Source organism: Cupriavidus sp. UME77 (assembly GCF_014170355.1).
Taxonomy (GTDB): Bacteria; Pseudomonadota; Gammaproteobacteria; order Burkholderiales; family Burkholderiaceae; genus Cupriavidus; species Cupriavidus basilensis.
On the sequence record NZ_LZZU01000075.1, the window covers coordinates 54,374 to 78,727 of the forward strand.

General features: G+C 60.8%; 22 protein-coding genes and 1 pseudogene. 12 read left to right on the forward strand and 11 right to left on the reverse strand.

Annotated features, from left to right (window positions below; translation table 11 throughout):
• The first annotated feature begins 10 nt into the window (after positions 1–10).
• Positions 11–547, forward strand: coding sequence for a hypothetical protein (locus A9975_RS29835; RefSeq protein ID WP_183035894.1), 537 nt, complete (start codon positions 11–13; stop codon positions 545–547).
• Here A9975_RS29835 and A9975_RS29840 read toward each other — a convergent pair.
• Positions 544–1,346 (reverse strand): IS5 family transposase gene (locus A9975_RS29840; RefSeq protein ID WP_183035895.1). Its coding sequence is split into 2 segments (ribosomal slippage): positions 544–1,019 and positions 1,019–1,346, totalling 804 coding nucleotides; the frame shifts between segments, so codons are not numbered across the junction. The two genes, A9975_RS29835 and A9975_RS29840, sit on opposite strands and share 4 nt — an antisense overlap.
• A gap of 248 nt (positions 1,347–1,594) precedes the next feature.
• On the opposite strand from A9975_RS29840, the gene A9975_RS29845 reads away from it, so the two are divergent.
• The 4 genes and pseudogenes from A9975_RS29845 (at position 1,595) to A9975_RS29860 (ending at position 6,260) form a co-directional block, all read left to right on the forward strand.
• Positions 1,595–1,819, forward strand: coding sequence for a hypothetical protein (locus A9975_RS29845; RefSeq protein ID WP_183035896.1), 225 nt, complete (start codon positions 1,595–1,597; stop codon positions 1,817–1,819).
• Positions 1,812–4,304, forward strand: coding sequence for an AAA family ATPase (locus A9975_RS29850; RefSeq protein WP_183035897.1), 2,493 nt, complete (start codon positions 1,812–1,814; stop codon positions 4,302–4,304). Before A9975_RS29845 ends, A9975_RS29850 begins: the two co-directional genes overlap by 8 nt.
• 210 nt (positions 4,305–4,514) lie before the next feature.
• Positions 4,515–5,484: pseudogene (locus A9975_RS29855) on the forward strand (SOS response-associated peptidase family protein).
• Between the two features lie 110 nt (positions 5,485–5,594).
• Positions 5,595–6,260 (forward strand): hypothetical protein, encoded by a 666-nt coding sequence (locus A9975_RS29860; RefSeq protein WP_183035898.1) that lies wholly within the window; start codon positions 5,595–5,597, stop codon positions 6,258–6,260.
• 326 nt (positions 6,261–6,586) lie between these two features.
• Here A9975_RS29860 and A9975_RS29865 read toward each other — a convergent pair whose 3' ends face one another.
• The 3 genes from A9975_RS29865 to A9975_RS29875 all read right to left on the reverse strand — a co-directional run bounded on the left by A9975_RS29865 (position 6,587) and on the right by A9975_RS29875 (position 8,546).
• A complete protein-coding gene (locus tag A9975_RS29865; protein WP_183035899.1) occupies positions 6,587–7,213 on the reverse strand; it encodes a PIN domain-containing protein in 627 nt (208 codons plus the stop codon).
• Between the two features lie 117 nt (positions 7,214–7,330).
• Positions 7,331–8,142 (reverse strand): IS5 family transposase gene (locus A9975_RS29870; RefSeq protein WP_183035900.1). Its coding sequence is split into 2 segments (ribosomal slippage): positions 7,331–7,803 and positions 7,803–8,142, totalling 813 coding nucleotides; the frame shifts between segments, so codons are not numbered across the junction.
• An 86-nt stretch (positions 8,143–8,228) separates the two neighbouring features.
• On the reverse strand, positions 8,229–8,546 hold the full coding sequence (locus A9975_RS29875; protein ID WP_183035901.1) for an H-NS family nucleoid-associated regulatory protein: 318 nt from the start codon (positions 8,544–8,546) through the stop codon (positions 8,229–8,231).
• A 238-nt stretch (positions 8,547–8,784) separates the two neighbouring features.
• Here A9975_RS29875 and A9975_RS29880 point away from each other — a divergent pair, with 238 nt between their 5' ends.
• From A9975_RS29880 to A9975_RS29900, 5 genes are all read left to right on the forward strand, one after another.
• Entirely contained in the window at positions 8,785–9,501 is a 717-nt protein-coding gene (locus A9975_RS29880; RefSeq protein WP_220810939.1) for a hypothetical protein, read from the forward strand.
• A gap of 143 nt (positions 9,502–9,644) precedes the next feature.
• The gene (locus tag A9975_RS29885; protein ID WP_183035902.1) at positions 9,645–10,106 is read left to right on the forward strand and encodes a hypothetical protein; all 462 of its coding nucleotides are present in this window, start codon (positions 9,645–9,647) and stop codon (positions 10,104–10,106) included.
• 288 nt (positions 10,107–10,394) lie between these two features.
• A complete protein-coding gene (locus A9975_RS29890; RefSeq protein ID WP_183035903.1) occupies positions 10,395–10,601 on the forward strand; it encodes a hypothetical protein in 207 nt (68 codons plus the stop codon).
• A gap of 739 nt (positions 10,602–11,340) precedes the next feature.
• Positions 11,341–11,622 carry a hypothetical protein gene (locus A9975_RS29895; protein WP_183035904.1) on the forward strand — a complete coding sequence of 94 codons (282 nt, stop codon included), beginning with the start codon at positions 11,341–11,343 and terminating at the stop codon, positions 11,620–11,622.
• A 65-nt stretch (positions 11,623–11,687) separates the two neighbouring features.
• A complete protein-coding gene (locus A9975_RS29900; protein WP_183035905.1) occupies positions 11,688–11,933 on the forward strand; it encodes a hypothetical protein in 246 nt (81 codons plus the stop codon).
• Positions 11,934–12,036: 103 nt separating this feature from the next.
• On the opposite strand, the gene A9975_RS29905 is transcribed toward A9975_RS29900, so the two are convergent.
• The 7 genes from A9975_RS29905 to A9975_RS29935 form a co-directional block, all read right to left on the reverse strand.
• Entirely contained in the window at positions 12,037–15,189 is a 3,153-nt protein-coding gene (locus A9975_RS29905; RefSeq protein ID WP_183035906.1) for an error-prone DNA polymerase, read from the reverse strand.
• Positions 15,190–15,198: 9 nt separating this feature from the next.
• A complete protein-coding gene (locus A9975_RS29910; RefSeq protein ID WP_183035907.1) occupies positions 15,199–16,662 on the reverse strand; it encodes a DNA polymerase Y family protein in 1,464 nt (487 codons plus the stop codon).
• Positions 16,589–17,293 (reverse strand): translesion DNA synthesis-associated protein ImuA, encoded by a 705-nt coding sequence (imuA, locus tag A9975_RS29915; protein WP_183035908.1) that lies wholly within the window; start codon positions 17,291–17,293, stop codon positions 16,589–16,591. The genes A9975_RS29910 and imuA overlap by 74 nt, the downstream gene beginning before the upstream one ends.
• 737 nt (positions 17,294–18,030) lie before the next feature.
• Positions 18,031–18,684, reverse strand: a complete 654-nt coding sequence (locus tag A9975_RS29920; RefSeq protein ID WP_183035909.1) for a hypothetical protein — start codon at positions 18,682–18,684, stop codon at positions 18,031–18,033.
• Between the two features lie 168 nt (positions 18,685–18,852).
• Positions 18,853–19,098, reverse strand: a complete 246-nt coding sequence (locus A9975_RS29925) for a hypothetical protein (RefSeq protein WP_150984759.1) — start codon at positions 19,096–19,098, stop codon at positions 18,853–18,855.
• An 18-nt stretch (positions 19,099–19,116) separates the two neighbouring features.
• A complete protein-coding gene (gene ligD, locus A9975_RS29930; protein ID WP_183035910.1) occupies positions 19,117–21,663 on the reverse strand; it encodes a DNA ligase D in 2,547 nt (848 codons plus the stop codon).
• A 32-nt stretch (positions 21,664–21,695) separates the two neighbouring features.
• Positions 21,696–21,920, reverse strand: a complete 225-nt coding sequence (locus tag A9975_RS29935; protein WP_183035911.1) for a DUF2188 domain-containing protein — start codon at positions 21,918–21,920, stop codon at positions 21,696–21,698.
• A 240-nt stretch (positions 21,921–22,160) separates the two neighbouring features.
• Between A9975_RS29935 and A9975_RS29940 the strand changes: the two genes are divergently transcribed.
• Both A9975_RS29940 and A9975_RS29945 read left to right on the forward strand, forming a co-directional pair.
• The gene (locus A9975_RS29940; protein WP_183035912.1) at positions 22,161–23,069 is read left to right on the forward strand and encodes a Ku protein; all 909 of its coding nucleotides are present in this window, start codon (positions 22,161–22,163) and stop codon (positions 23,067–23,069) included.
• A 7-nt stretch (positions 23,070–23,076) separates the two neighbouring features.
• Positions 23,077–23,886, forward strand: coding sequence for a tetratricopeptide repeat protein (locus A9975_RS29945; RefSeq protein ID WP_183035913.1), 810 nt, complete (start codon positions 23,077–23,079; stop codon positions 23,884–23,886).
• The last annotated feature ends 468 nt before the right edge of the window (positions 23,887–24,354 follow it).

A 24,354-nucleotide genomic window follows, 5' to 3' on the forward strand; every position in this document is an offset into this window, starting at 1 on the left:
GTTAGCGGCAATGCGACGGCAACGCAACGCACAAGTCAAGGAAGTGCGCCATGAGGCAATTTTTCAGCGGGGGAATAGTAGACAGCAACTTATTGATTTACAAGGTTATTTACCCGACCATCGCCCGGAAACCCGCATAGCTGCTAGGGAGCGCTATCCCGGTAAACTGCACCAGAATCAAGGGGACCCCATAGTTCAGATTTTGGGGGACGCAACGGTTCGGATTTATGTGATCAAACTACCCGAATCCCAAGCACTGCAAGGGTTGCCAGTTCATCGTTCAGAGGGTCGCAACGACGAGTACGTCGCGCTGCGCGAAGCCAATGCGCGCTATCGCGAGCGGGCGCTGCGCTTCCTCGATGGGGGATGCCACCGTGGCGTCCTATCGCAGCAGGAAGTAGATGAGCTACGCGCAAGTGGAATGTCTGGGTCGATCTTTACCCATGAGATTTATCTACAGAGCGCTGGCGCAATGACACACGCAATCGATGTCATTCGAGAACATCATCCATCGGACTTGATTTGGTCGGAATCTCGGGCGAGCTAGCAAAGCTCCTCGACAAATCGGGAGCAGATGACGGCGCAAGCAAAGGTGAGTAACGCCAAGTGCGTATCGATGCGACGCTCGAAGCGAATGCGCAATTTGCCGAATGCTGCAAGCCACGCATGCGTCCGCTCGACGACCCAACGATGCTTGCCGAGTCGGTCGTTCTTCTCGATGCCACGACGCGCAATTCGTGAGTTGATGCCCCGCTTACGCAGATGCCGACAACACCGTGCGAAGTCATACCCCTTGTCGGCGTGGAGTTTGTCGGGGCGGCTTCGCGGGCGGCCGAGCAGACCAGGTACCGCTGGTATGGCATCGACCAAGTCTTCGAAGACCACCGAGTCGTGCCGATTGGCACCGGTCACGACCAGCGCCAAGGGAAGGCCGCGCCGGTCTACGATGAGATGGCGTTTGCTGCCGAGCTTGCCGCGATCCGTGGGGTTCGGGCCGGTCTGCTGGCCCCCCGGGGGCTGGCCACCGCCGCACCATCGATACTTGGCCGACTCCAATCGATCTGGTCATGCTCACGCAAACGCGTCAGCAGGGCCAAATGCAGGCGCTCCCAGATGCCGCCGGCCCGCCAATCACGAAGGCGACTCCAACAAGGCATGCCGCTGCCAAAGCCCAGTTCCTGCGGCAAGTCTTTCCACGCAATCCCGGTCTGCAGTACAAACAAGATGCCGTTCAACGCGGTTCGGTCGTCCACTCTGGGGCGACCACCTTTGGGCGAGGGTTCCACCGTCGGCAGCAGCGGCTGCAATGCCTTCCACAATTCGTTGTTGATCTTCTTTCGCGCCACGACACATGGCAACGCTCAACAGTCATGTGACGATGACACGGTTTTGTTAGCGGCTCTTAGTCTGCGTCCCGCTTTCTGTCAGACGTTACACTTCGCCAAGGCTGGGCGCGCGCCATTCTGGTCCCTCTATGTATAGACCAAGCCGGGACCGGCGGGGACTTGTATGTGTAGAGAAGAACGTGTCGTGGAGGGTTCTCCCACCATTCCGTTCGTTGTATCGTTATGAACAATCTGCGGAGGGGACCAAATTGGATGATCAGGTGCAGGCCCAAAGCACGGAAGCCTTTCTCACTAAGCTTGGCGACGATCTGTCCGCTCGGGATGGCGTGGATGCAAATCTTGCCAAAATCCTGAAGGAACATCTGCTGACGGTCGCTCCAGCCAATGAAGCAGTGGCAAAGGCAATGGCTGCCATCGTGAAGTTGGCGGGTGAACGAGCGAGTCAAGCAGACTGCGGGACTATCGATGGCTGACGAACCCTACTTCATCCAGACCTTGCAATTGGACGGGTTCCGGGCTTACCTGCAGCCCAAGACCTTTGATTTTGGCAAGAAGCGCTGCCTGGCAATTTTTGCGCCGAACGGCAATGGCAAGTCCAGCCTCATCGACGCGCTGGAATTCATCTTCTCGAAGGACGGCACGCTCGATCGGCTCGGCATCCGAACGATAAATAATCAAGCCGGTGTTGGTGCGCTCGTGCACAACCTCGCCGACGAGGCGCGGATCGCGGCAAGCGTCGCCATCTGCCTTGCGAAGGGGAAGGTCGTTGAATGTGGTTCTAGGCCGGCTGTGGGGGGGCGTCGGCCAATTCCTCCAATCGCGGCAACGGTGCGCGGGTGTTTCGTGGTCAGCCCGATCATCCGCGGCTATACCTTGCGGACATTTGTCGAAGACCACACCCCAGAACAGCGGTACGCAGACGTTGCCGGTTGGCTGCAGCTCGGCCCGCTGGTTGAGGTCCAGAAGAACCTGCGCGCGTTGCGAGCACAACTGAAAGCAACTGTCGAGGATAAGGGGGCGCTTCGGCACATTGACGGGCTGGTTAAGCGAGAAACCGGCAACGTGCTCGTGGCCTGGAATGATCACAACGTTCTTGCCCACGCCAACGAGGTCGTGCTCGCCCCGCTCGATAAGGGGCTGGCGCTGAAGTCGCTGGATGCCTCCGATGATGCCTATGCCAAGCTAGTCAGCCGGGTCGACGCCGAAGAGCGACAAGTGGGGCTCCCCGCCCTGCGTCAAATGCGGCAATCGGTCGCGAACCTCTGGACGTGCACCGTGCGTGAATCGAACGGCGAACGCATCTTGACGGGGGCGATTCCCGACTTCGAGGCTGCAGCGGCAGCGCTCGAGAAAGCCGAGAAGGCCGAAGCAAGCGAGCGCGGCAAGGCGGCGACTGCCCTGTTTCAGGCTGTTTGGAAGGCAGCGGAGCCGCTGTTTGCGGATGGCGTGGAGAGTCCGGAGACCTGTCCGATCTGCGCGACGCCACTCGGGGAGACGATAGCTGGAAGCGCGGGAGGGGTGCGCGCCCACTTGGCAAAGCACCAGACGGAGTTGGCAGACTATGTGGGGGCGAAGGAGGCGCTCGATCGCGCCGCCGTCGCGATGAACCGCATCCAGATACGGCTCACCAGTGTTCTACCTGGGGTGGCCGGTCTCCTCGGGGAGGCGCAGGCAGTGCTGAAGGCTGACCTCGAGACCTACCGGGAAGGCGTTGAGGCTTGGACACTTGTTGGCGTGCCGGACTCAGGTGCGCTCACCACGGCGCTAGGCGAGTTGCTCGCAAACCTGGACAAGCAGATTGCTGAGATAGAGGCAAAGCAAGGGGACCATACGTATGTCAAGTCGAAAGGCAAGATCGATCGCCTGATCGAATTGCAAGCTGATTGGGCGCGGGAGCAGCGGACGCAGGCCGAGCTGGAGAAACTCTTCGACGGGCTCGCTGCGCAGGCTGCGATTGTCACGGCTGAGATCCGCGGAAAGGTGCAGGCGATGCTAGACACCTTGCGGGCGCCCATGAACGAAATCTATCGGCAGATCCAGGGCCCGGGCGCTCCATCAATTCGGCTGGAGTTGCCAGCGGAAGATGATACTAACCAACAGCGGCTCAACCTATTGATCGACTTCGCAATGAACCGCACTGGTGTGCAACCTGGCGGGTACTTGAGCGATTCCCAGATTCACTCGGTGGGCCTAGCGCTGCGCATGGCGGCCATTTGGCAGTTCAATCGCCGCGCTCCCATCCTTGCGCTGGATGACATTGTGACGTCCTACGACGCTGACCATCGTCGTGCAATCGCCAGCTTGATTGCAACTAGGTTCGGCGGGTGGCAAATGATCGTCACCACCCACGATGAACGCTTCTTCCTCTACCTAAAAGACCAGCTGGAGGCCAGCGATTGGCAATTTACTCGGATCATCGGTCTGGACCCGGAATTCGGACCCCGCTTCTCCGACCATCAGGTCAGTGACGAGATGATCGAGGCGCGCTGGGCGGCCGGACAATCCGCGGCCAATGAAATGCGACAAGCTGAGGAGGAATGGTTGCTCGGCATGTGCCGCGCTTTCGGCGTCAATGTGCGGATTCGGCCGCTGGAAAGGGCGTACGCCTATGAGCGCAGTGAACTGGCTGTGGCGCTTGCATCCTTCCTCAGGGACGCCAAGCTGGAACCTCCTGCTGTGGCAGGTGTTAAGAATCGCTTCCTGACGAGTCTGCAGCAAGGCGTCATTGAGAATTTCGGCAGTCACTTTCAGGACGGACCCTACGGCGACGGATCGATTGGCGATGAACGTGCGCGCTGGGAGGAATTCAAGACCTTCCAGCGCCATTTCACCTGTCCGAAATGCCGTCGTTCGAAGTTCCAACGGCCGTTCACGCTCAAGAAGCCCATTTGCGCGCACGGCCTATGTGAGGCGCAATTTGAATTCCTGCCCGCGGCGGCGGTACTGCGTGGGTACTAGGTACCTTAGATGGGCCCAAGCCGGTCCAACTGGTGACACGCAGCTTTTTTTTCGAAACAGGGGGACTGGCGCTCGGGAGACACGGGCCAATGCGATGTGGCGCGGCGCACGCGGCCCAGTTCCATGCCGAAAGCTGACGATGCGCTTACCGAGACAGATCGGGTTGGTGCCACAATTGAGGCCTGTGCAAAGAGCTACAAGGAGGCCCCCGTGTGTTACTCAGCGCAAGTTCAAGCGGATCTGCGACGGCTGGAGCGCGAGTATGGCGCCGTCATAAGTTATCAGCGTTTCGCTGAGCTGTTGGGGGGCATGCGCGGTGGCAGCGGCTGGCAAAAGATTCCAAAGGCGATGCGATCCAGCCTGGCTGGATTTGACGGCGAAGTGGAAGGCGAGTTGGCGCAGATGGTTGAGGCGGTTGAGGCACTCCAGGCAAATACCTACGAGGCCGAGCTTTTCCAGCAGAAGACCCGACTTGCCGGCGCCGAGCGGAGTCTGGCGGGGAAGCCAACGAAGAAGGCGGAGAACGACAGACGGGTGGCAACCGACAAGATCGAGCGGGCTCAACGAAATCTAGCGGACCTGCGCCGAACCGAGTTGTTGCCAAGGGACGCGCGAATTTTCCCGGGCAGCTACGCTCCTGTCATCGTGGAGAAGGATGGCAAGCGAATTGTTGTGCCAATGCGCTACCAATGCCGCCTGCCTGGCTGGCTGGACGCCTGCGATGGAGCGCAAGATGCCGGGAACCTACAATGCTCGCCGCGACAATCTCGAGAAGGCCTGGCGCAAGCTCTTTGGTCACCGCCACGGCATCCTGGTGGTGGACGCGTTCTGCGAGAACGTTGCCCTGCACACGATGGAACATAGAGGATTGGCCCCCGGGGAGCACGAGGAGAACGTGGTCCTTGAGTTCCGGCCGGAGACTAAGCAGCCGATGCTTGTGGCTTGTCTCTGGTCGTTCACGAAGGGCGAGCAGGGGGAGCAGGATCTGCTGTCCTTCGCTGCAATCACTGACGAACCACCAGCGGAGGTTGCGGCCGCCGGGCATGATCGCTGTATCGTTCCAGTGAAGGAGCAGAATCTATCTGCATGGCTCAATCCCGATCCTGCGGATATTTCATCGCAATACGCCATTCTGGATGACCGCCAACGGCCATTTTATGAGCATCGTAAGGCAGCATAGGATATTGGGGATTTGACAGGGTTGGTTGGTAGGTAGAATTGATCACATCGCTTGCGGCCGGGCTGCCGGGCGCGAGTAGTGGAAAGTCAATCAACCGTGAATAGAGATCGATGCGAAGCCAAATTTTTCTCTGCGCCCTAGTTGGTGCAACGGCACTTGTCGGGTGCGGCAGTAAGAACGAGGTCAGCGAGGACATCCTCGGGGCTGCCGTTTCCAAGTACCTTGATCAAACCGGCAACCTCTGTCTTGGCGTCACGTCATGGCCCGTAGATGTGACACCGGGCGAAATTGACCTAGCAAACAGGACACCAGGTGCAGGTCCCGCTGGCAAGATGCGAGCCTTGGAGTCCCTGGGCCTCGTATCGGCAGCAGACACAGAAGTGGTGCGCGAGGGGTGGGGCGGCGCCGTGCGGAGATACCAGGTCAGGCGATATAAGCTGTCGGACGCAGCGAAGCCTTATATCCGCTCGTGGGAGATCGCATCCTTCAATCCAGATGGTGGTCCGCAGACAAGAACTCTCACCGATCTGTGTTGGAGCAAGCGTGTCCTCGATAAGATAAATGGATGGGAGGGGCCTCATCGCGACACCGACTTCAAAGTCGTAGTCGCGACCTATACCTACAAGCTTGCACAACCTGCGGCCTGGGCAAATGACGCCAAACTTCAGGCCGCGTTCGTCGGAATCAAGATTGCTATGGATGGCGCAGGAAAGAAGCAGGACTTCGTGAGTCTCAATCGGACTGCCGACGGCTGGAAGGCGCAGGGGACCAACTAAGGCGCTTTGGCACCTGTCTAGCGAGCTAGGCGAGGTATCCTTAGAGCCGATGAAGTACCACCGAAGTCCCCTGTTCTGCCGCTGAGTAGAGCAGAGGAATGTGTTCGGGCCACGGGGATCAGCAACCGATCGCGACTCTACCAAGCCAAGCCGGGGCGCGGCCACAGCCAGAAAGTTGAAAGCCCCGTTCACCGGGTTGCGACGCCGCTTTCAGCGGCAAGCCTGACAGCGATAAGTTGAAGCCTTGGAGCTCGATCCCGTTTTCGCGGCAACTTAAGTCTTCTGCTGTCGGGCACTTTGGCAATCCGCAGTCGGGTCCTCTCTGATCAGAAATTGTACGAGAGCTTGCCTTTGGCCTCCACGATCAGTTTCGTGGCTAGCATCTCATCAATGACACCGGAGATGTCCTTGTCCTTCAGCTTCAGGTGCTCCATCGCCTTGAGATGCTTGACCAAGGTCGCGCGCTTGCCCGGCCGTGCTGTCTTTGGCGACCGACCCAAGATCTCGCGGACCTTGATGGTCGCGGCGAAGGCAGCGCCAATATCAATACCGTCGGTGACTTGCGCGGAACCACTGTGGTTCGTCTTCGCAGGCGATGGGATTTCCGACATCGACTCAATGCGCCTGCAACGCATGCCGCCGCCAACAATATGTGCAATGAGCGGGTCGTATCCCTTATCCTTGGACAGGACGAAGACAGGGCCGCGTTCGCCACGCTCTGCGAGCCGTCCCAGTTCGAAGGCAATGTGGAAATCCAGTGCATTGCGACCGCTGCCGCTGGCTCGAATCCATTGTGCCGGCGGCTCAAGTGCCTGCCCGGCGATCACGAGATCCAGAGAAATGGACTTTTGGCTGGCGCCGGCGAAGATAATCAGGCGGGCTCCCCCAGGCACAGCAGCCGGTGCGATCTGCTGGATGTTCTCCATGTCGACGAGAATGATCGGGCCGGGCATCCGTTTTACCGTTTCGTTAGACGTACATCGGTCGGGCCTCGACGGGATTCCATCGAAGCACTCCCTGATTCGCCCCTGCGTGGAGCAGGAGATTTCCCTTTAGAAGCTGTTGCGAAATTAGTTCATGCAGGGCTTTAGCCTGCTCCAGCAAATCAATGAACAGGCAAGTGACAGAAAGGCTTCGTGGACATGGGCATATCGTTCGTATCGAAACTTCAGGCGTCTGAACGAGTGAAGCCAAGCAATCGAGCGCTCCACGACCCAGCGCGTTTTGCCAAGTCCACTGCCGTGAGGCGAGCCGATTTTGGCAAGCACGGGCGTGATGCCGCGCTTGCGCAAGCGTTCTCGGTGTGGCTCGGAACTGTAGCCCCGGTCGCCTTGGACGATTTCCGGCTTACGCAGAGGGCGTCCGCGCTTTCCGCGAATCGGGGGAATCGCCTCGACCAGAGCGTCAAGTTGCGTGATGTCGTTGCAGTTCGCGCCGCTCAGGATGACCGCGAGCGGGATGCCTTGCGCGTCGACGATGAGGTGGTGCTTGCTGCCGAGCTTGCGTCGGTCCGTTGGGTTCGGGCCGGTTTTTTTCCCGCCAGCATGGCGCGAACCGAGGAACTGTCGACAATGGCGCGCGCCATGTCGAGTTGGCCGCGACGGCGCAGTTCGGCCAGTAGTGTCTCGTGGATGCGTTGCCAGACGCCAGCCTCCTGCCATGCAACCAGCCGCCGCCAGCATGCGGTGCCCGAGCCACAGCCCATCTCTTGCGGCAGTAGGTTCCAGGCGATGCCAGAACGCAGAACGAACACGATGCCGGTCAGCACCGCTCGGTCCGGCGTCGGCTTGCGCCCTGCATATCGGCGGCTGCGCGGCGCACGCGCCGGCAGCAACGGTTCGATGAGTGACCACAGCTCGTCGTCTATCAGTTCTCTGGGCATCGCTTCCTGTCAGGCAAAACAAGACAGGAAGTTAACACCGGCTCGAAAAAGTTAACAGACCCAACGGGTAATTTCGCAACAGTTTCTTAGGCCGCGGGGATCAGGAACCTATCTCGATTCTTGCCGAGCCAGGCCGGCGCGCGGCCACGGCCAGACCACGTTGCGCCAGTCTTCGGGTCCTGATACTTCGGCGGTATCTCGGAGCGGGGCGCCGCCACTGCCTTTACACCAGCCGCAGGCCTGCCGCGGCCACGCTTGGGTGCCAAGTCCTCCACCGTGAGTTCGTACTCGCTCATCAGAGCACGGATCTGCCCAATCGCGCTAGCGATCTCCGATGCGCGGACTTCGGCAATTTGTGCCTCGATCTTTTCCCGCTCTGCCAATAGCTGCTTGTATGTTGCCATTATTCTTTCCTCAAAATAGAGTGGATCGTACATTATTCTTGAAAGTACGTGCGTCATCGATTTGCTAATCGCAAAACACACCCAAATGCTGGCGATTGGGCGGAATGCGGGTAGGGCGAACGCCAATGTCTCAAGTTTCTCTTGGCACCCGCCGATAGATGCTCCGATGGACCAGCCGGTATGCCGTCCGCGGTGCGTCATCCCCAAATCGGAGAAACTACGAGAGGTGCAAGGATAGATGTTGAAACTATACGAAAATGTTGTTATTGGCAATGTCTTGTACGGATTGGGATACTCGATCGGCGGACGTCTGCGGGGGCACCCTTTGCCGAGCGCCGTGAATTTGCTGCAGCAGACTCCGGAAGACAAGCGACTTGGGGACGTGCTCTTGAACTTCCCGGGTGTGGTTCGGCTCATCGAATTCAAGGCTGAGGGGAATCGATCGCCCAAAGAACGGGACCGTCATGCGATTCTCACCCAGGCTCTGCAGGCTCGCTCGGATATGGTGGAAGTGTCGCGGCAGATGCACTGGTATATAGAGACGGCTCCCTCAACGTCCCATGCAGTGTTGGCTTACGTCGAGGCGTATCTAAATGCTTTTGGGCCAGGGGAGCGATTGAAGACGGCGGAGGCTCTTCCAAAATTCATCGCGAAGATTACCGATTGCATTCTTAGCGGTTCCTCTCCCGAGGATGCGCGAGCGCAGCGGGACTATTTGGATCTTGTGAGCGTAGCTAGCGGGACAAAGGCAACGGGGTCCGGCGCACTGGTGCTTGTTGGTAGCTCATCGGGTGGCCTGGGGTTCGCTGCCTTGCAGGACATCAGAGAGCTGAATATGATGCACGATCGCTGGATCGAGCACCACCAGAAGATCGGGGTTCTGGCTCTATCGCACGAGCCTGTTTTGCAGCGGAAATTGGAGAGGGAAGCTCCCTCTTATGAGCCTGGAATGTGACTATGGTAGACACGAGAAGTCAGGGACACGAACGGAACTTCGAGTTACTCTTTGACGCGGCAAAAAGTGTATTGGAAGCGTCCAGAGCCAACGAGGCAAGCGTTGGTAGGGCTACTGCGGCATTGGCCGAAGCGCGGAACCTCATGGAAGCCCGATTGGGCGAACTTCAGCGCAGTGTGAACACGGGACTCGACAGCGCTGTGGAGCGGACGGCCAGGGAGGCAGCTTCGCTACTGAGAGAGAAATTCGTTGCGGCAGACGCGATAGCAGTGGAGGTGGCAGAGCGCTACCGAGGTGCGGCAAACACGTTGAGCAAGCGGCGTTGGCTCTATTTTGTGAGTGCGCAATTTGCGATTGTTTTAATGGTGGGTATATTCGCCTATATGCTGATCCCACCATTAGATGAGATCTCGTCGCGCCGAGCCGAAGTCCAGCGACTTGACGCCGAGGCTGCAAGACTGGAGAAACTGGTGTCCCGGATGCAGTGGGAGAAGTGTGACGTTGGAAATGGGAAGGTTCGCTACTGCGTTCGCACCGATGAGTCGCAATTCACTGGTGCTTTTGGTAAATTGCCTGACACCTATCGTATCCCAAAGGGCTACTGAAGAAACAACCCATGATGACGAAATCACTACGAAACTGCCCCGAAGTTGCCTGATCTGCGGCAGGCGCCACCGCATCGCTAGCCGTAGTTTGCCACCGCCGCCACAGCGCACCCTCAGATTTGCAGCCCGAGGGCAATAGGTCATCGTTGAGCCGCTACGTTCGCTCCGCAGCAGGCGCGAGACGTCAAGCGCTTATCTGAGGCCCTCGGCGGAAGCCGTAGGCACAGGGCGTGAAGACTTGACAGCGGTTGTATGTGCGGTATTTTCTGTCTTGGCTCGAGGCTATGGATGGCTGAAGCTATTCAGGCAGAGACGGAAGATTGGGAGTTGGTGAGCAAGGGCGTCTGTATTGTCGGTGCCCCCGACTCGATCCGGCATATTCTGCTGCTCGTGCATGATGGTAAGGTGTTCATCGTCGACTCAATAGACAATCGAGAGGTTGATGCATGGTTCACTGATCTCACGACCATGATTGACATGTTGAATCTTGGCTAACTCTTGATTCCGACGTCGTCATGCACAAGCTGGCGCAAGGACGAGTTAGGAATACGTCCCCGAGGGGAGGTTGGAGAAGCGAGAGTGCAAAACAACAAGGCGAACTGGCCGCCGGCGCCGGCTCGCCTGCAAGCGATGCTGACCCTGGTGTTCTTTGCTTTGGCATGTTGGGGCGTCTTCCGCTCCTGCACGAGCTCTGGCGCTTGGCCTGCCAGGAAGCGGTTGTCCAGGGGCTAATCCTTGTGCTGGGCGGTGTACTAGCGGGTGCCGCGGTATTCTGTGCGGAACGAGCGGCCGCAGCCATTATGCGTTGGATCTTCCGGCACGCGGGCTAGCAAGCGAAAACGCCCCCAGCAGGGCATCTAGGCGCACCACGCGCCCCGCACCCGGCCGGAAGCCGTAGACTGGAATAAGCCGATGCTGGCTCGACTCATTTGCAAGTTCTTTGGACATGCCGGACCAAACAAGGTGTTTCGACTGGCACCGCATGCCCAAGAGGATGATCCGCTTCGCCCGATCGAGTGGGACTGTCCCCGCTGTGGAGCGAAGGCAAAAGCGCTGCAACTCGGGTATCTCCGTGGCACGCACGCCGCAAAGGGGCCGTCTGGCTTTCGGACCGGGACCGGAAGCCAAACCGCTAGCCCTAAAGCTCCTTTGGCAATTGGCGAAGAGTAACCCCGGCCGCCCGCGATCCGGCTTTTTCGCAACAAACCTCCTTGCCGATAACTGGTCAAACGAAATGAAAGCTGAGTACACCGTATTCGAGGACGCGCCGGGCTACTGGTTCGTGCCCAAGGCAGATGAGGCATCAGCCATCGCGGAGCCGGTGCGCTTTCGGCGCGCGGTCTTCGCGACGAAGATTGCGGCATGCCGGGGCGCTCTGGAAGACGCTCTAGGCTCCGGCGCCACGGAACTGCATTTGTATGGCATGGGCGCTACTATCGGCATCAAGAAGGAAGTGCGAGAGAAGGGGTTGAAGCCGTTTATCTACTTCCCGTCCATCCACACGAAGCTAGCCTGAGAAAACGCCCCAGTAGGGAAATACAGGAAGACGCTCCCCAAAGGTGGGCTGTCATTGGAGCCGATATGAAGAACAGCCAGAAGCTGCTAAACCTTGCAACCGTCTGCATGGCGGTGGCAGCGGTACCCTTGAGTTTGTATTGCCTGAAGGTGCGGGGCGACGTTCGTGCTGCTATGGGCCTCATTGGCAGTGCGGTCGCCGTGTACTGCGTGGCGAAGTCCGTGGAGCTTGCCCAATCGGCTGCGACACGCCGAAGCGGTAAGGTCGGACACCGGGCCGTGTTTTCGCCGACACGCGACGGCATGAAGTGAAAGAGAGGCCGCCTGCGGGCCCGCCTGCGGGCGGCTTTTTTGTCACCCGCCACCATGCCGATAACAGCTATTTTCGGCAAGGTGTTCCTGCTGCATCCGTCATCTAGCAGAAATCGCGGCTGCTCGTTTGCAGATGGCCGAGTAGAGGTGTGAGGTCCACCAACCGCTGCGCAACGAGGTGCTTCACTTCGCCCTCACACTGCCACTGGCCCAGGACACCGATCAGCCGAGCGCCCAGCACCTCTTTGCGGAACCGCTCGAGGACCGACGGCCAAACGATCACGTTGACCGATCCCGTCTCATCCTCGATGGTCATGAACAGCACGCCGTTCGCGGTACTAGGGCGCTGTCGTACCGTCACGATGCCGGCGCCGCGGGCCAACTGGCGGTCCTGGTAGCGAAATAGCGTTTCCGCTGGCACAAACCGGCTACCGGCGAGATGTCGGCGCAGCAGCGCGAGCGGATGCCGGTTGAGTGTCAGGCCTGTCGATCGATAGTCCGCGACGATAGCCTCGCCTTCGCTCGGCGCCGCAAGCGACGGTAGCTCTTCCGGCACGTCGGCTGGCCGCAACAAATCCTTGTCGGGCACCGCGGCCGTGGCTTGCCAGAGCGCATTGCGTCGGTGGCCCGCGAGGGCTCGCAGTGTGTCGCCGGCGGCCAGGACCTGCACATCGTGCCTATCCAAGTTCGCGCGGCGGGCGAGGTCAGTCGTCCCAGAGAACGGGCGCACGGCGCGTGCCTCCTCAATACGCTGCGCTGCTTCCGCACGCATCCCGCGTAGTAGCGATAGGCCGAGCCGAACCGCTGGCGGCTTCTTGTCGACGGCTTCCAGTGACGCGTGCCAGCCGCTGATCGTGACGTCCACTGGCCGCACTTCGACACCGTGGCGTTTCCCATCCTGCACGAGCTGCGAAGGCGAGTAAAACCCCATCGGCTGGCTGTTGAGCATCGCGCAGAGGAACACGGCCGGCTCATGGCATTTCAGCCAGGCGCTGGCGTAGACCAGCAGCGCAAAGCTGGCTGCGTGGCTTTCCGGGAAGCCGTATTCACCAAAGCCTTGGATTTGCCGGAAGATGCTTTCGGCGAACTCGCGTTCGTATCCACGTTCCAACATGCCGGAGACGATGCGATCGTAGTAATGTTCCAGCCCACCCTTGCGCTTCCAGGCCGCCATGGCCCGACGCAGCTGGTCAGCCTCGCCAGCCGAGAAGCCGGCCGCGAGCATGGCCACCTGCATCACCTGTTCCTGGAAGATCGGCACGCCGAGCGTGCGCGACAGCGCCCGTTCCATTTCCGGACTCGGATAGGTTACCGGTTCCTTGCCTTGGCGGCGCCGCAAGTACGGGTGGACCATGCCTCCTTGCACTGGCCCCGGCCGCACGATGGCCACCTCGACAACCAGGTCATAGAAGGTGCGAGGCTGTAGCCGGGGCAGCATCGACATTTGCGCACGGGATTCCACCTGGAACACCCCGACACTGTCCGCGCGGCACAGCATGTCGTAGGTGGCCGGATCCTCCGCCGGGATGTCCTGCAGCTCGAACGCCTCCCCGCGCTGTTCGGAGACGAGATCCAGCGCACGGCGGATCGCCGTGAGCATGCCCAGCGCCAGCACGTCGACCTTGAGCAGGCCGACGGCATCCAGATCGTCTTTATCCCACTGGATCACACTGCGATCGGGCATGGCAGCGTTCTCGATAGGCACCAGGCGGGATAGCTTGCCGCGGGCGAGCACGAAGCCGCCCGAATGCTGGGAGAGGTGCCGAGGAAAGCCGAGCAGCTGGGTCGCCATGTTCGCCCATCGTTGGGTCAGCTCGCTTTCCGTATCGACGCCGCTTTCGGCGAAGCGCTTGAGCAGATCGGCCTTGCTGTCGAACCAGTGGTGTGCCTTGGCGACCAAGTCGACGATGGCCGGGTCCACGCCAAGCGCCTTGCCGGATTCACGCAGCGCACTGCGCGGGCGGTAGGTTGCCACCGCCGCTGCCAGCGCTGCGCGGGTCCGCCCATACTTGGTATACAGATACTGGATGACCTCCTCACGCCGCTGGTGCTCAAAATCGACATCGATATCGGGCGGCTCGCCGCGCTCCTTGCTGATGAAACGTTCGAACAGCAGGTTGCCGCGCGCCGGATCCACTTCGGTGATGCCGAGGCAGTAGCAGACCGCGGAGTTGGCCGCCGAGCCGCGCCCCTGGCACAGGATGCGATTGGAGCGCGCAAAGCGGACGATGTCGTAGACGGTCAGAAAATAATGCTCGTAGTGCATGTCCCCAATGAGCGCCAGTTCGTGCTCGATCTGGGCCTGGACGGCGGCAGGGATACCCTTTGGGAAGCGGTGGTGCGCACCGATGTAGGTTTCGCTTCGCAGGTATTCCGCAGGTGAGACGCCCGTCGGGACCACTTCATCGGGATACTCATAGCGCAACTCATCCAACGAAAATTGGCAGAGATTGGCGATGTGCAGCGATTCGGTCAATAGTCGGTGCGGATAGACATTGGCCAACCGTAGGCGCGAGCGCAAATGCTGTTCTGCGTTGGGAGTCAGCTGGTACCCGCAATCGGGCACGGCCTTGCCCAGGCGGATGGCGCTCAGCACGTCATGGAGCGGCTTGCGCGACCGTACGTGCATCTGCACGTGGCCGGTGGCCACCACCCGCAGGTGATTCGCCGCGGCCGCTTCCATGACGCCCGCCCGATGGATGTCATCCATGGCGCGGTACAGCAGGGTCAGGCTCATCCACGCGCGACCTGGGAAGGTGGCCGTGATCCATGCGGCTTGGGTGTCCAGCCGCTCCGCCGGGGTGCAGTACTCCGGCGTGAAAATGATCGCGCAATCGGGCAGGCCTCGCAGGTGCGCGTAGGCGCCTTCCGGTGCGTCCAGATCCCGGCGGGTGAGCAGGTAGGCGCCCTTGGCCGTGCGGGTGCGGGCCAGCGTGATCAGCTCGCAGAGGTTGCCGTAGCCTTCGCGATTGCGGGCTAGGGCAATGAACGAGATACAGCGGCTGCCGTCTGCATTGACCAAGTGAAACGATGCGCCAACGAGCAGCTTGAGCCCGTGCTTCTTGGCTTCGGCGTGCGCCCGCACGATGCCGGCCAACGAACACTCGTCGGTGATGGCGAGCGCGCTGTATCCCAGTTGCACGGCGCGCTCGACCAGCTCTTCCGCGCGGGACGCGCCTTCCAGGAAGGAAAAGTTCGAGAGGCAGTAAAGCTCGGCATAGTCGGGCAAGCCGCCGCCGGTGGGTAGGGATTCCATGGCGCCGCCTCACCCGAACAGCCCGTGCAGGTACCACGTGGCCTCATCGCCGTCCCGGCTGCCCATGCGTTCCTGATAGACCCAGTAATGGGCGTGATCGCGCCCCTCGGCCACGTAATAATCCCGCGTCACCAGCTCGCCGCCCCACCAACCGGCCTCGATACGCTCCGGGGGAGAGACCATGCGCAGGGGCGAGCCATAGAACGGGCGATGATCGCGGATCAGCAAGGCAATCGGCTTGTCCAGCAGCCACGTCGGGCGGGGCAGGGCGGGCGCTTCCGCGCTTGGCCTGGGTTTCCCGACGGCCGGCACCCAGGTGTTGGCCACTTCCGGTCGGTAGTCCGCACGCAACTCCGGACGCAGGATGTTGTCGGCGCCCAGCCGCGCCGCGAGCAGCTCCATCACCCGGGCGTGGTCCTCGGGCGTGCCGCCGGGCTCAGGAAACAGCGATTCGCTCGGCGGCGCCTTGGCCTGCACGTCGGTGACCGTTAGGCGCACCGCGATCATGGGGGCATCGACCTGCAGCTGCGCCAGCCGCTCCCGCAGCAAGCGTATCAGGTGATCCTCGCTCCAGCTGGGCTCTGCCAGCGCGATTTCGATGACGGTTGGCGCCAGCGCCTCGCGGCCACGCTCGTGTTTGAGTTCCACCAGGACTTTGGTGACCGCCAAGTGGTGCGCGGCCAGCCAGCCCAGCATCTGCACGATGAGCCCGCGGCTGTAGAGCAGCGTGGCCTCCGCATGCTCGATGCGATCGGGGAGGTCGACCTGCGCGGAGAAGGTTGGCGGGGCCTGAAGCCATTCGAAGATCTCTGGCGCCAGGCCCAGGGCGCGATCCATCGTCTCGTTCAGTTCGCGGCCGCACCGGCGCTGCAGTCCGGCCCGCGGCAGCCGGCGGATATCGGCAAGGCAACGGCACCCCAGTCCATCCAGCCATTCCAGGAATGGCCGTGCGGCGGGCAGGGTGCCGACGGCGAGGGCGCCGAGGCGGCGCTCCAATGCCGCGATCTTGAGGGTGCTTGCGCCACCGGCATGGGCCAACAGCCAGGCGCCCTGGGCTGTCGGAGCACAGCCGCAGGCCGCGCTGAAGCCCAGCGCGGCGACAGACGCGCGCATGCGGCGGCGCAACTGGCGGATGCCGCCGAACAGGCGCAGGCTGGCCGACACGTCGACCAGCATGGACGCTTCTTCGGCATGCACCACGTTGGGCGCGAACTGCAGGAGCACCATGGCTACGCGCTGCAGCGCGTCGGCTTCCTTCTCCGGGGCCCGATCGTACAGCAGGGTCTGCGGTGCGATGGTCAGCACACCGCCACGGCGCATCTGCGGGCGAACGCCAGCCTCCGCCGCCAGCCGCGAGGCGAGGTGCACGCGTTCCTTGTCCAACACCGCCACAGCCAACTCAGTGGACCAATTCGGCCGGAACACTTCGAGTGGCAGGGACGAGAGGTGCAGGCAGATCCAGAGGCGCAACATGACGGTGAAGCAGGATCGGCGACGGTTCCAGCAGGACGCGCACGGGCAGGTCCTGCTGCGGGCCGCGCCGCTTGATGAAGGAGAGATCGACGCCGCCGGCGGCGGGCGCAACGCCAATGCGCAGTGGTGCTGGCGAAGCGTCGCGCGCACAGGCCAATGGACGCATGAGGCAAAACAGCGCCTCGCCACTCTGCGCGGCCAGGTGCAGGCGGCGGAGCGCGTCATTGCGGATATGGGTCTGCCAAAGGAGAATCGCACCGCAGGTGCCGGCGCGCAGCAATTGCTCGGTGGCCCAAAGGGCATCCGCCGTGCGCTGGCTGCGAATCCACAGCAGACGTTCGGGCGGCACGCCCCAGTTGGCCAATGCGAGTGCCTGTGGCGTTTGCGGCGGCTGAATCAGGGCGATAGGCCGCTTACAGACCTCCGCCAGCGCGGGGCGCAACAGGCGCAACTCCCCCACACCCGGTTGGCGCACCAAGAACTCGATCAGCGATGCTGTCGGCCAGCCGCCACCCGGCAGCTCAGCCGTCAGCACCGGATAGCCGGTGGCGACGGTGCGACCGTTCGCCCGCGCGAGCTGGGAGGCTCGCCAGAGGGCGGGATGGATGGATTCTGGATTGGGCGTCGGCATGGCTGTGGGATGAGTCCATGCGACTCAGTTTACTGTATATATATACAGTGGTCACGAATTTCTTTTATGGACCAAAAAGTGCTTTACGAGACGCTTTACAGGAAACCGGTATTAGCTGGACTGGCGAGCAATTCCCGCCGACGCTGAGCCAGGACCCGACGGTCGGCACATGGGTTCACCCTCTGCTGACTAAAGCAGTGAGTGGGTCAAGATATTGGAGAGGCGGCCGTCAATACGGGGTAACTCCATTTCCTGTCTCCGCCATGCGTTACATACCGATCCAAGACCAGCACCTCGCTATCCTAGCCAGCGACCGCGATGGCTGGCGGGCACGGGTGGAAGGAAGATTTGACGTCGAAGGTCTCATTCGGGCATGCGTTCCGGATGCCGCCACTTGCGATCCAAGCGTTGTGGCCGACGCGATCCGGGAGTGGTTCGATAGTTTCAATGACGGCATTCCGACATGACGGCTGGCATCGCAAGATCGATAAAAAGGCCCGCACCGGGGGCTACCACACTTGGCCCGCCGCCGCGACCGAGACCGCCTGATTGCCGCCAGCGTCGCCAACCGGCAGCCAGTAAGAGCCATTCGACAGCTACAAGTCTTTCGTTGAAAATGTGGCCCGAGATGGGGACCATGGCGGTTAACCCCAAAGGATCCTTGGTCAATCGATACTATTGGCCGTGACGATGCAAACACTCCTTTGAGTTCCGACAAGGCGGATGGAAGCGATGGATTACAACTTACGCCAAGGAAAACGAAGGAGGTCGCGATATAGCGACTCAATGAGTATCTCGATTTCGCTATCAAACCTCTCGTGATTGAAGGCGATCTTGGGCGCCAACGACCCGCTTCCCCAATAGTGGAAGACATCGTGCATTGTTTGAGATGCGTCTATGTCGCTACGAAGCCAATAGAAACTGTCACCCTCGACCTGAATGCAGCCGGGAGCAGCGATGAATCTATGCTCGCTCGCGCCATACATACTTGGGCCTGTAAGGTTACTACTGCCTACGATGGCCAAAACCGGGCGCATGTCGCTCAGAAAGATAGCGATCTTTGCGTGCCAACGAAGTTCAAGGCCACTTGCCTCTGGTTGCTCCAAGCGGTGCGCGTGAGCCTTAAGCCCGCGCACGGCGAGTGCATCCCTAAGCTCCCTCAGGGATGAGGCATCCTCCTTGTAGGAACCAAAGCGGAAAACTTCCTTGCCGAGCATCTCCTCACCAATACCAAAATCGGGCGCAGAGTTTTGTAGCTTTCCTGTGAAATCAAGGAAGAAGCCGGAAGCAATATATGCTGCGTCGATACTTTGTGCGCTCAGTGCGCGCACAAAGGCGTCACGGTAATAGCTAGCAGCAAAGTTCTTGCGCAGGGTGATGGCGATTGGCACAACGATTCTCCCAAACGTGACACGTCCGAAACCCGGCACCGGTCGTTACCTTATGAACGACCGTTATTGGAGAATCTGAAGGGCTGTTGAGGGTCGGTAGGAGGCGGTGGGCAGCCGGGTGGTAGGGCACGATAACGAGCACTTCGCAGAGGGGGCAGCGTCGAGGTTTTACTCGGGGGCGTCTCCGAAGACCCGGATGGCCAGGTCGTGCTCGAATTTGGTCGACCAAGAATCACGAGACCCTGCTGCATAGTGCATCAGAGTGCCTGTCTCTGGTCTCAGTACGCTGACCAGGCGAACCTGTTTCTCGGTCATGTCCCAGACGCTGAAGTCTGCCGCGATGAATCCGTATCGACGGCAAGCGCTGGTAAAGGCATCGCGCTCCGCGGTAGGAAACGCCTCAAGGGTTGCCATGACAAATTCTCCAATCGACTAGCCAGCCAGCTTGCGGATGGCCGTACCAATTTGTTGCACCTTTCTAGTATCGGCGTACTCCGCCCACGGATCGACGTAGCCGGCGGCTTCCACGCGCTGCAGGGCGGTCTGGATCGTCCAATGATCGCCCGCTGTCAGTTCCTCCAGTTCCTGCCAGGATACCGGAACCGAAACCCCGAGACCTGGCCGTGCGCGCGCAGAGAATGCGGACACCGTCGTCGCACCTTGGCCGTTGCGCAGGTAGTCGATGTAGATCTTACCCACGCGATTGCGCGACCCACTCTTGGAAACGAAGCGCTGCGGAATGGTCTGGGCGATATGGAGAACGACATCTTGTGAGAACTTCTTCACCGTGGTCCACGGCAGTTTTGGTGCCATGGGAACAACGACATGCAGGCCTTTGCCACCACTGGTCTTCAGAAAGCTCACCAGTCCAAGTTCATCCAGCAACGTCTTCGTCAGCATGGCGGCGTCAAGCATGTGCCGCCATGGCACGTCATCGCCGGGGTCCAGATCGAAGATGACGCGATCGGGATTGTCGATGGTTCTCTTGGTGGCATTCCAAGTGTGAAACTCGATCACATTCAGCTGCGCAGCGGCAACGATGGCCGTCTCGCTGGCGATCTCCAGGAGCGGCGGATGTCCTGCCCATAGGCTGGCATCGAGGACGTTGATCCCCGGGACTTTGATGGTTTCGGCGTGCTTCTGAAAGAACAGCTCGCCGTCGATGCCCGTTGGCCCGCGTACCAAGGACACAGGGCGCCCGCGGAGATGAGGCAGCAGGTGCGGCGCGATGGCTTCGTAGAAGCCGGCCAGGTCGCCTTTCGTCAGCCCGGTCGTTGGATCAATCACGCGCTCCGCGTTGGATACCTTGACCGAGCGCGCGGGCCGAGGCCGGGGCTGTTCCACATCGAACGGCCGTTCCCTTGTCACGTTGCCAGCGGCCTTGTCAGCGCGCAAGGCATGGTAGACGGGATGCCGGATTCGGCCTTCTTTGGTCCACTCGGCGAATGAGATCTCGGCCACCAGCTTCGGCTTGACCCATCGGGCGGCTACGCGCGGCGGTGTTTTTCCAAACGGGCAGCCTGGCACTTCCAGTTCAGTCAGGATGGCGAGCAACTTGGTCAGCATGCGCGAATCCAGACCGCTGCCAACGCTGCCCGCGTAGTGCAGTTTCCCGGTCTCATCGTGCACGCCAAGCAGGAGCGCGCCGAGGCCTTGTCGGCTTCCCTTCGGGGCCGTGAACCCGCAGATGACGAATTCTTGCCGCTGTTTGCATTTGAGCTTGATCCAGCTGGGCGCCCGGGCGCAGACATAGGGCGCGTCGACGCGCTTGCCAATCAGACCTTCCAGGCCCATCTGGCACGCTACGGCAAGAAGGTCGTCAGGCGTGCCCTCAAAGGCCTCGCTGTACCTGACTCGTGTCACGGCTGGCACGGCTCGCACGGCTATCACCTCCTTGAGCAGCGCCCTGCGCTCGGCCAACGGGACCTGTCGTAGGTCGTGGCCTTGGAAGAAGGGGAGGTCAAAGACGAAGTACTGGATGTCCTCCACCTTCGATCTATCAAAGGCATTCTGTAGCGCCTGGAAGTCCGTGGTGCCCTTGTCGCTGAGTATCACGATCTCCCCATCCAGCCAGGCGGAGCCGAGGCCAAGAGCGCGTATCTCCGCCGCAAGCGATTTGAGGCGCGATGTCCAGTCATGGCCATTTCTTGTGAAGAGACGGACGTCATCGCCGTCGACCCTAGCCAACAACCGATTGCCGTCGAACTTGATCTCATAGGCCCATTGTTTGGCATTGCGCGGCACCGTTGAAGCGAGCGTCGCCAGTTGCGGGGCCAACGCAAGCGCAAGGGGGGCGGGGCGTGCTGCAGCGGGTAGTGTCTGCCGGCCCTGGCCTAGGCGCGAGCGGCGCGGCTTCGGCACGGCAATCTTTGCGTTACCACCGGCAGCCGATTGGCTGTTGCGCTGGGCCAGCACGCTGTCCGGCAGGGCCTCGGTGATGTCGTACGCGGCGGCCGAGCGCGCGAACGCGTCCCGCTCCTTGATCAAGAGCCACGGATCCTGACGCTCGTCGCCGCGGCCGTGCATCCTGACCAAGGTCCAATGGCCATGTAGCTTCTCACCTTGAAGTTCGAACTTCAGCTTGCCGCTGTGGTAGCCGGCCACCGGATCGCCGACCGGCGTCCACGTCCCTCGATCCCAAACGATGACCGTGCCGGCCCCGTATGCCTTGGGCGGGATCACGCCTTCGAAGCTCGCATAATCCAGCGGGTGATCCTCGACATGCACGGCCATCCGCTTCTCTGCGGGATCCAGGCTGGGTCCCTTGGGGACCGCCCAACTCTTGAGGGTACCCTCCAGCTCGAGCCGAAAGTCGTAATGGAGCCGGCGAGCCGCATGTTTCTGCACGACAAAGCTCAGGGCGCCGCTGGCGACGCCCAGGGCGGACACCTGGCCATTCGGCTCCGTCGTCGCGGCGAAATCACGCTTCTGACGGTATCGCTCCAGGGTCCGCGCGTTGGAAGAGGCCGACTTAGCCATGGACTGTGTTCAGAGACGGGTTGGCGCGGGCTTTACCCTTTCACGCCGCGGGGATCCTCCCCGTAGCTGTTGCGCGTGCGGATCTGCCCATCTCGCCCATGGACCGGCAACTCGACCTTGTCCTGCTTAGCCTCCGCCGTGCCGGCCGCGATGGCGTCCCCCAGGTCGTCATGTGTAGAAGAGGGCTCGTGGGCTCGCTCGCGCAGGACATGCCATTGATCGCCGTGTGGAACGACGTGCACATTCTTGTTCGCCATGACCGTCTCCGTTGCCTCGTCTTCGGTAATCGCAGTATTTCCCCGCCCCATGGAAGCGGCAATAGGCCGCTGTCCGACACGTGGTATGGCACTGGTCGCCATGCAGGTCCGACAGAAATTACATGCACATGTTTTTCCAGGAAGTGCTCACCTATCCGCAAAGTGACAGTGGAACGCCGCCGATTCGGTGGGCACGATCTAAGCTAGATCGATGTACTCCTGACCTGCACGGAGATCGCCATGGCTGCCCGTTCCATTGCTTCCCTCTCTCTCAGCTTCGGCCTCGTGTCGATCCCCGTGAAGATCTTCAGTGCCACGGAAAGCAACTCGGGGGTCGGCTTCAATCTGCTGCACAAAGGCTGCGGCTCCAGGCTCAAGCAGCAGTATGTTTGCATCCGAGAGGATGTGGTGGTCGAGCGGTCCGAGATGGTCAAGGGCTACGAGTTCGAGCCGGATCACTATGCTGTGTTTGAGCCGGACGAACTGAAGGCGTTGGAAGACGAGGCGAAGCACACGATCGATATCGTCTCGTTCATGCCGGCCGGAGCCGTCGACCCCATCTATTTCGACAAGGCCTACTACCTGGGCCCGGACAAGCGCGGTGGTAAGCCATACAACTTGTTGGCCGAAGCCATGCGAAAGACGGGGACCTGTGCGCTCGCGCAGTGGGTCTGGAAAGGCAAGCAGTACATGGTGCAGGTGCGGGCGAACGACGAAGGCCTGGTGCTCCAGCAACTGCTCTATGCTGACGAGGTCCGATCGATGCTGGATCTGCACGTGGAGAAAGCTGAGGTCCAGCCAGCCGAACTGGCTTTGGCTAGACAGCTGATCGAACAGAACTCGGTGGAAGGGTACGACCCCGCAGCCTACAAGGATGAGGAGAAAGACCGCATCTTGGCAGCGATCGATAAGAAGATCGCGGGCAAAAAGATCACCGTGAGCGAAGAGCGGCGGGAACCACGCGAGGGCGCCGAAGTGATCGACCTGATGGAGGCCCTGCGCGCAAGCATGGCCCGGGGCAAACAGGCCGGAATCAAGGCGGCGACCTCAGCGGCTGCCGCGGAGGGCAAGAGCAAGAAGTCCGCGAAGCGTGCCACAGCGGCGCCGGCGCCGGCTCCCGCCAAGCGAGCTTCAGCGGCAAAAAAGTGACGGGCCAATGCCGACGTACACCCTGAAGGACGCCGAGACGATGCTGGGCATCCCGCGCTCGGTGGCCTCTAGGTTGGTCACCGAGGGAATCATCACGCCCACACGCGGGCCGCGCCGGCAACTCCTATTCACGTTTCAGGACATGGTGCTGCTCAGGACCGCGAATTCGCTGCATGACGCGAGGATACCAACGAGATTGATCGTCCGAGCGCTTGCGCGGGTGAAGGCATCTCGTGGCGCCGGCCAGCCGCTGACCGGTGTGCGGATTCGTGCGATGGGCAACGAGGTGGCGACAAAAGACGAGGGTAGGGGATGGCAGGCCGTGTCGGGTCAGATGCTGATGGACTTTGAGCCTGGAGAGCCGGGCGCGGCAGTCGTGGAGTCTCTGCACGATGCGCGGGCGCCGGCGGCCGAGGCGCAAGATTGGTTTCTCGTCGGCGCCGAGCTGGAAACGGAGAAGCCGATCGAAGCCGAGGCAGCGTACCGTCGCGCGCTGGAGGCTGAGCCGACATTTCTTGATCCCTACCTCAACCTGGGCTGCATGCTGTGCGACACCGGCCGGTTTGGCGATGCAGTGGAACTGTATCGTTTCGGAATCTCACATCTGCCGAACGAACCGCTGCTCCACTTCAATCTTGGTGTTGCCCTGGAGGACATGGGCCGAACAGGGGACGCGCTCTCAAGTTACGAGCGATGCATTGCGCTTGCACCGGACTTTGCCGATGCCCACTTCAACGCAGCCCGTATTTACGAAACGCTTGGCAACGGGATGCGCGCAATCCGGCATTTCAACGCCTACCGCCGGCTGCAGACTTAACTTATTCCGCGGGTCGCCTGCGGGGAGGTGGCTGTGAGATGGGAGACTTGCGAGTCGCCCTGTGCTAATAGGCTGAAATGTGCGTTATGTACATCTTGCTCCACATTTCGCCCACCGCATGCGCAAATCCTGCGCCGCGCAGACGATCAGTAGCGTATCTTCAGTGGCATATCAGAGGGAGGGGCGGTCGGGGATGCTTCTGGGTGCACAGGAGGGGCAGTCGGGGGATGCTTCGGGGTGCATCCGGGTTTAGATAGGTTGACGTGCGGGGCGGTTACGTGAAAAGATGCTGTCACGCATTGATTAACAAGTGGTGTCGAAACCCTGGCTAATCGGTGTGATGCGGTAGAGCAATCGACTCACTTCCGACGAATCGATTGCCCGTTTTCTACTGTGTTATTTCCGGAGCACGATCACCAGCATTGTCAGCGCGATGATCAGTCCGGTGAATTCAGTAATCATATGAAT

Coding starts and splice junctions, on each gene's coding strand:
- A9975_RS29940 (WP_183035912.1), top strand. CDS start 22,161: ATGGCTGCCCGTTCCATTGCTTCCCTCTCTCTCAGCTTCGGCCTCGTG.
- A9975_RS29850 (WP_183035897.1), top strand. CDS start 1,812: ATGGCTGACGAACCCTACTTCATCCAGACCTTGCAATTGGACGGGTTC.
- A9975_RS29900 (WP_183035905.1), top strand. CDS start 11,688: ATGAAGAACAGCCAGAAGCTGCTAAACCTTGCAACCGTCTGCATGGCG.
- A9975_RS29890 (WP_183035903.1), top strand. CDS start 10,395: ATGGCTGAAGCTATTCAGGCAGAGACGGAAGATTGGGAGTTGGTGAGC.
- A9975_RS29895 (WP_183035904.1), top strand. CDS start 11,341: ATGAAAGCTGAGTACACCGTATTCGAGGACGCGCCGGGCTACTGGTTC.
- ligD (WP_183035910.1), bottom strand. CDS start 21,663: ATGGCTAAGTCGGCCTCTTCCAACGCGCGGACCCTGGAGCGATACCGT.
- A9975_RS29925 (WP_150984759.1), bottom strand. CDS start 19,098: ATGGCAACCCTTGAGGCGTTTCCTACCGCGGAGCGCGATGCCTTTACC.
- A9975_RS29885 (WP_183035902.1), top strand. CDS start 9,645: ATGGAAGCCCGATTGGGCGAACTTCAGCGCAGTGTGAACACGGGACTC.
- A9975_RS29905 (WP_183035906.1), bottom strand. CDS start 15,189: ATGGAATCCCTACCCACCGGCGGCGGCTTGCCCGACTATGCCGAGCTT.
- A9975_RS29875 (WP_183035901.1), bottom strand. CDS start 8,546: ATGGCAACATACAAGCAGCTATTGGCAGAGCGGGAAAAGATCGAGGCA.
- A9975_RS29935 (WP_183035911.1), bottom strand. CDS start 21,920: ATGGCGAACAAGAATGTGCACGTCGTTCCACACGGCGATCAATGGCAT.
- A9975_RS29860 (WP_183035898.1), top strand. CDS start 5,595: ATGCGAAGCCAAATTTTTCTCTGCGCCCTAGTTGGTGCAACGGCACTT.
- A9975_RS29910 (WP_183035907.1), bottom strand. CDS start 16,662: ATGTTGCGCCTCTGGATCTGCCTGCACCTCTCGTCCCTGCCACTCGAA.
- A9975_RS29880 (WP_220810939.1), top strand. CDS start 8,785: ATGTTGAAACTATACGAAAATGTTGTTATTGGCAATGTCTTGTACGGA.
- A9975_RS29835 (WP_183035894.1), top strand. CDS start 11: ATGCGACGGCAACGCAACGCACAAGTCAAGGAAGTGCGCCATGAGGCA.
- imuA (WP_183035908.1), bottom strand. CDS start 17,293: ATGCCGACGCCCAATCCAGAATCCATCCATCCCGCCCTCTGGCGAGCC.
- A9975_RS29945 (WP_183035913.1), top strand. CDS start 23,077: ATGCCGACGTACACCCTGAAGGACGCCGAGACGATGCTGGGCATCCCG.
- A9975_RS29865 (WP_183035899.1), bottom strand. CDS start 7,213: ATGCCCGGCCCGATCATTCTCGTCGACATGGAGAACATCCAGCAGATC.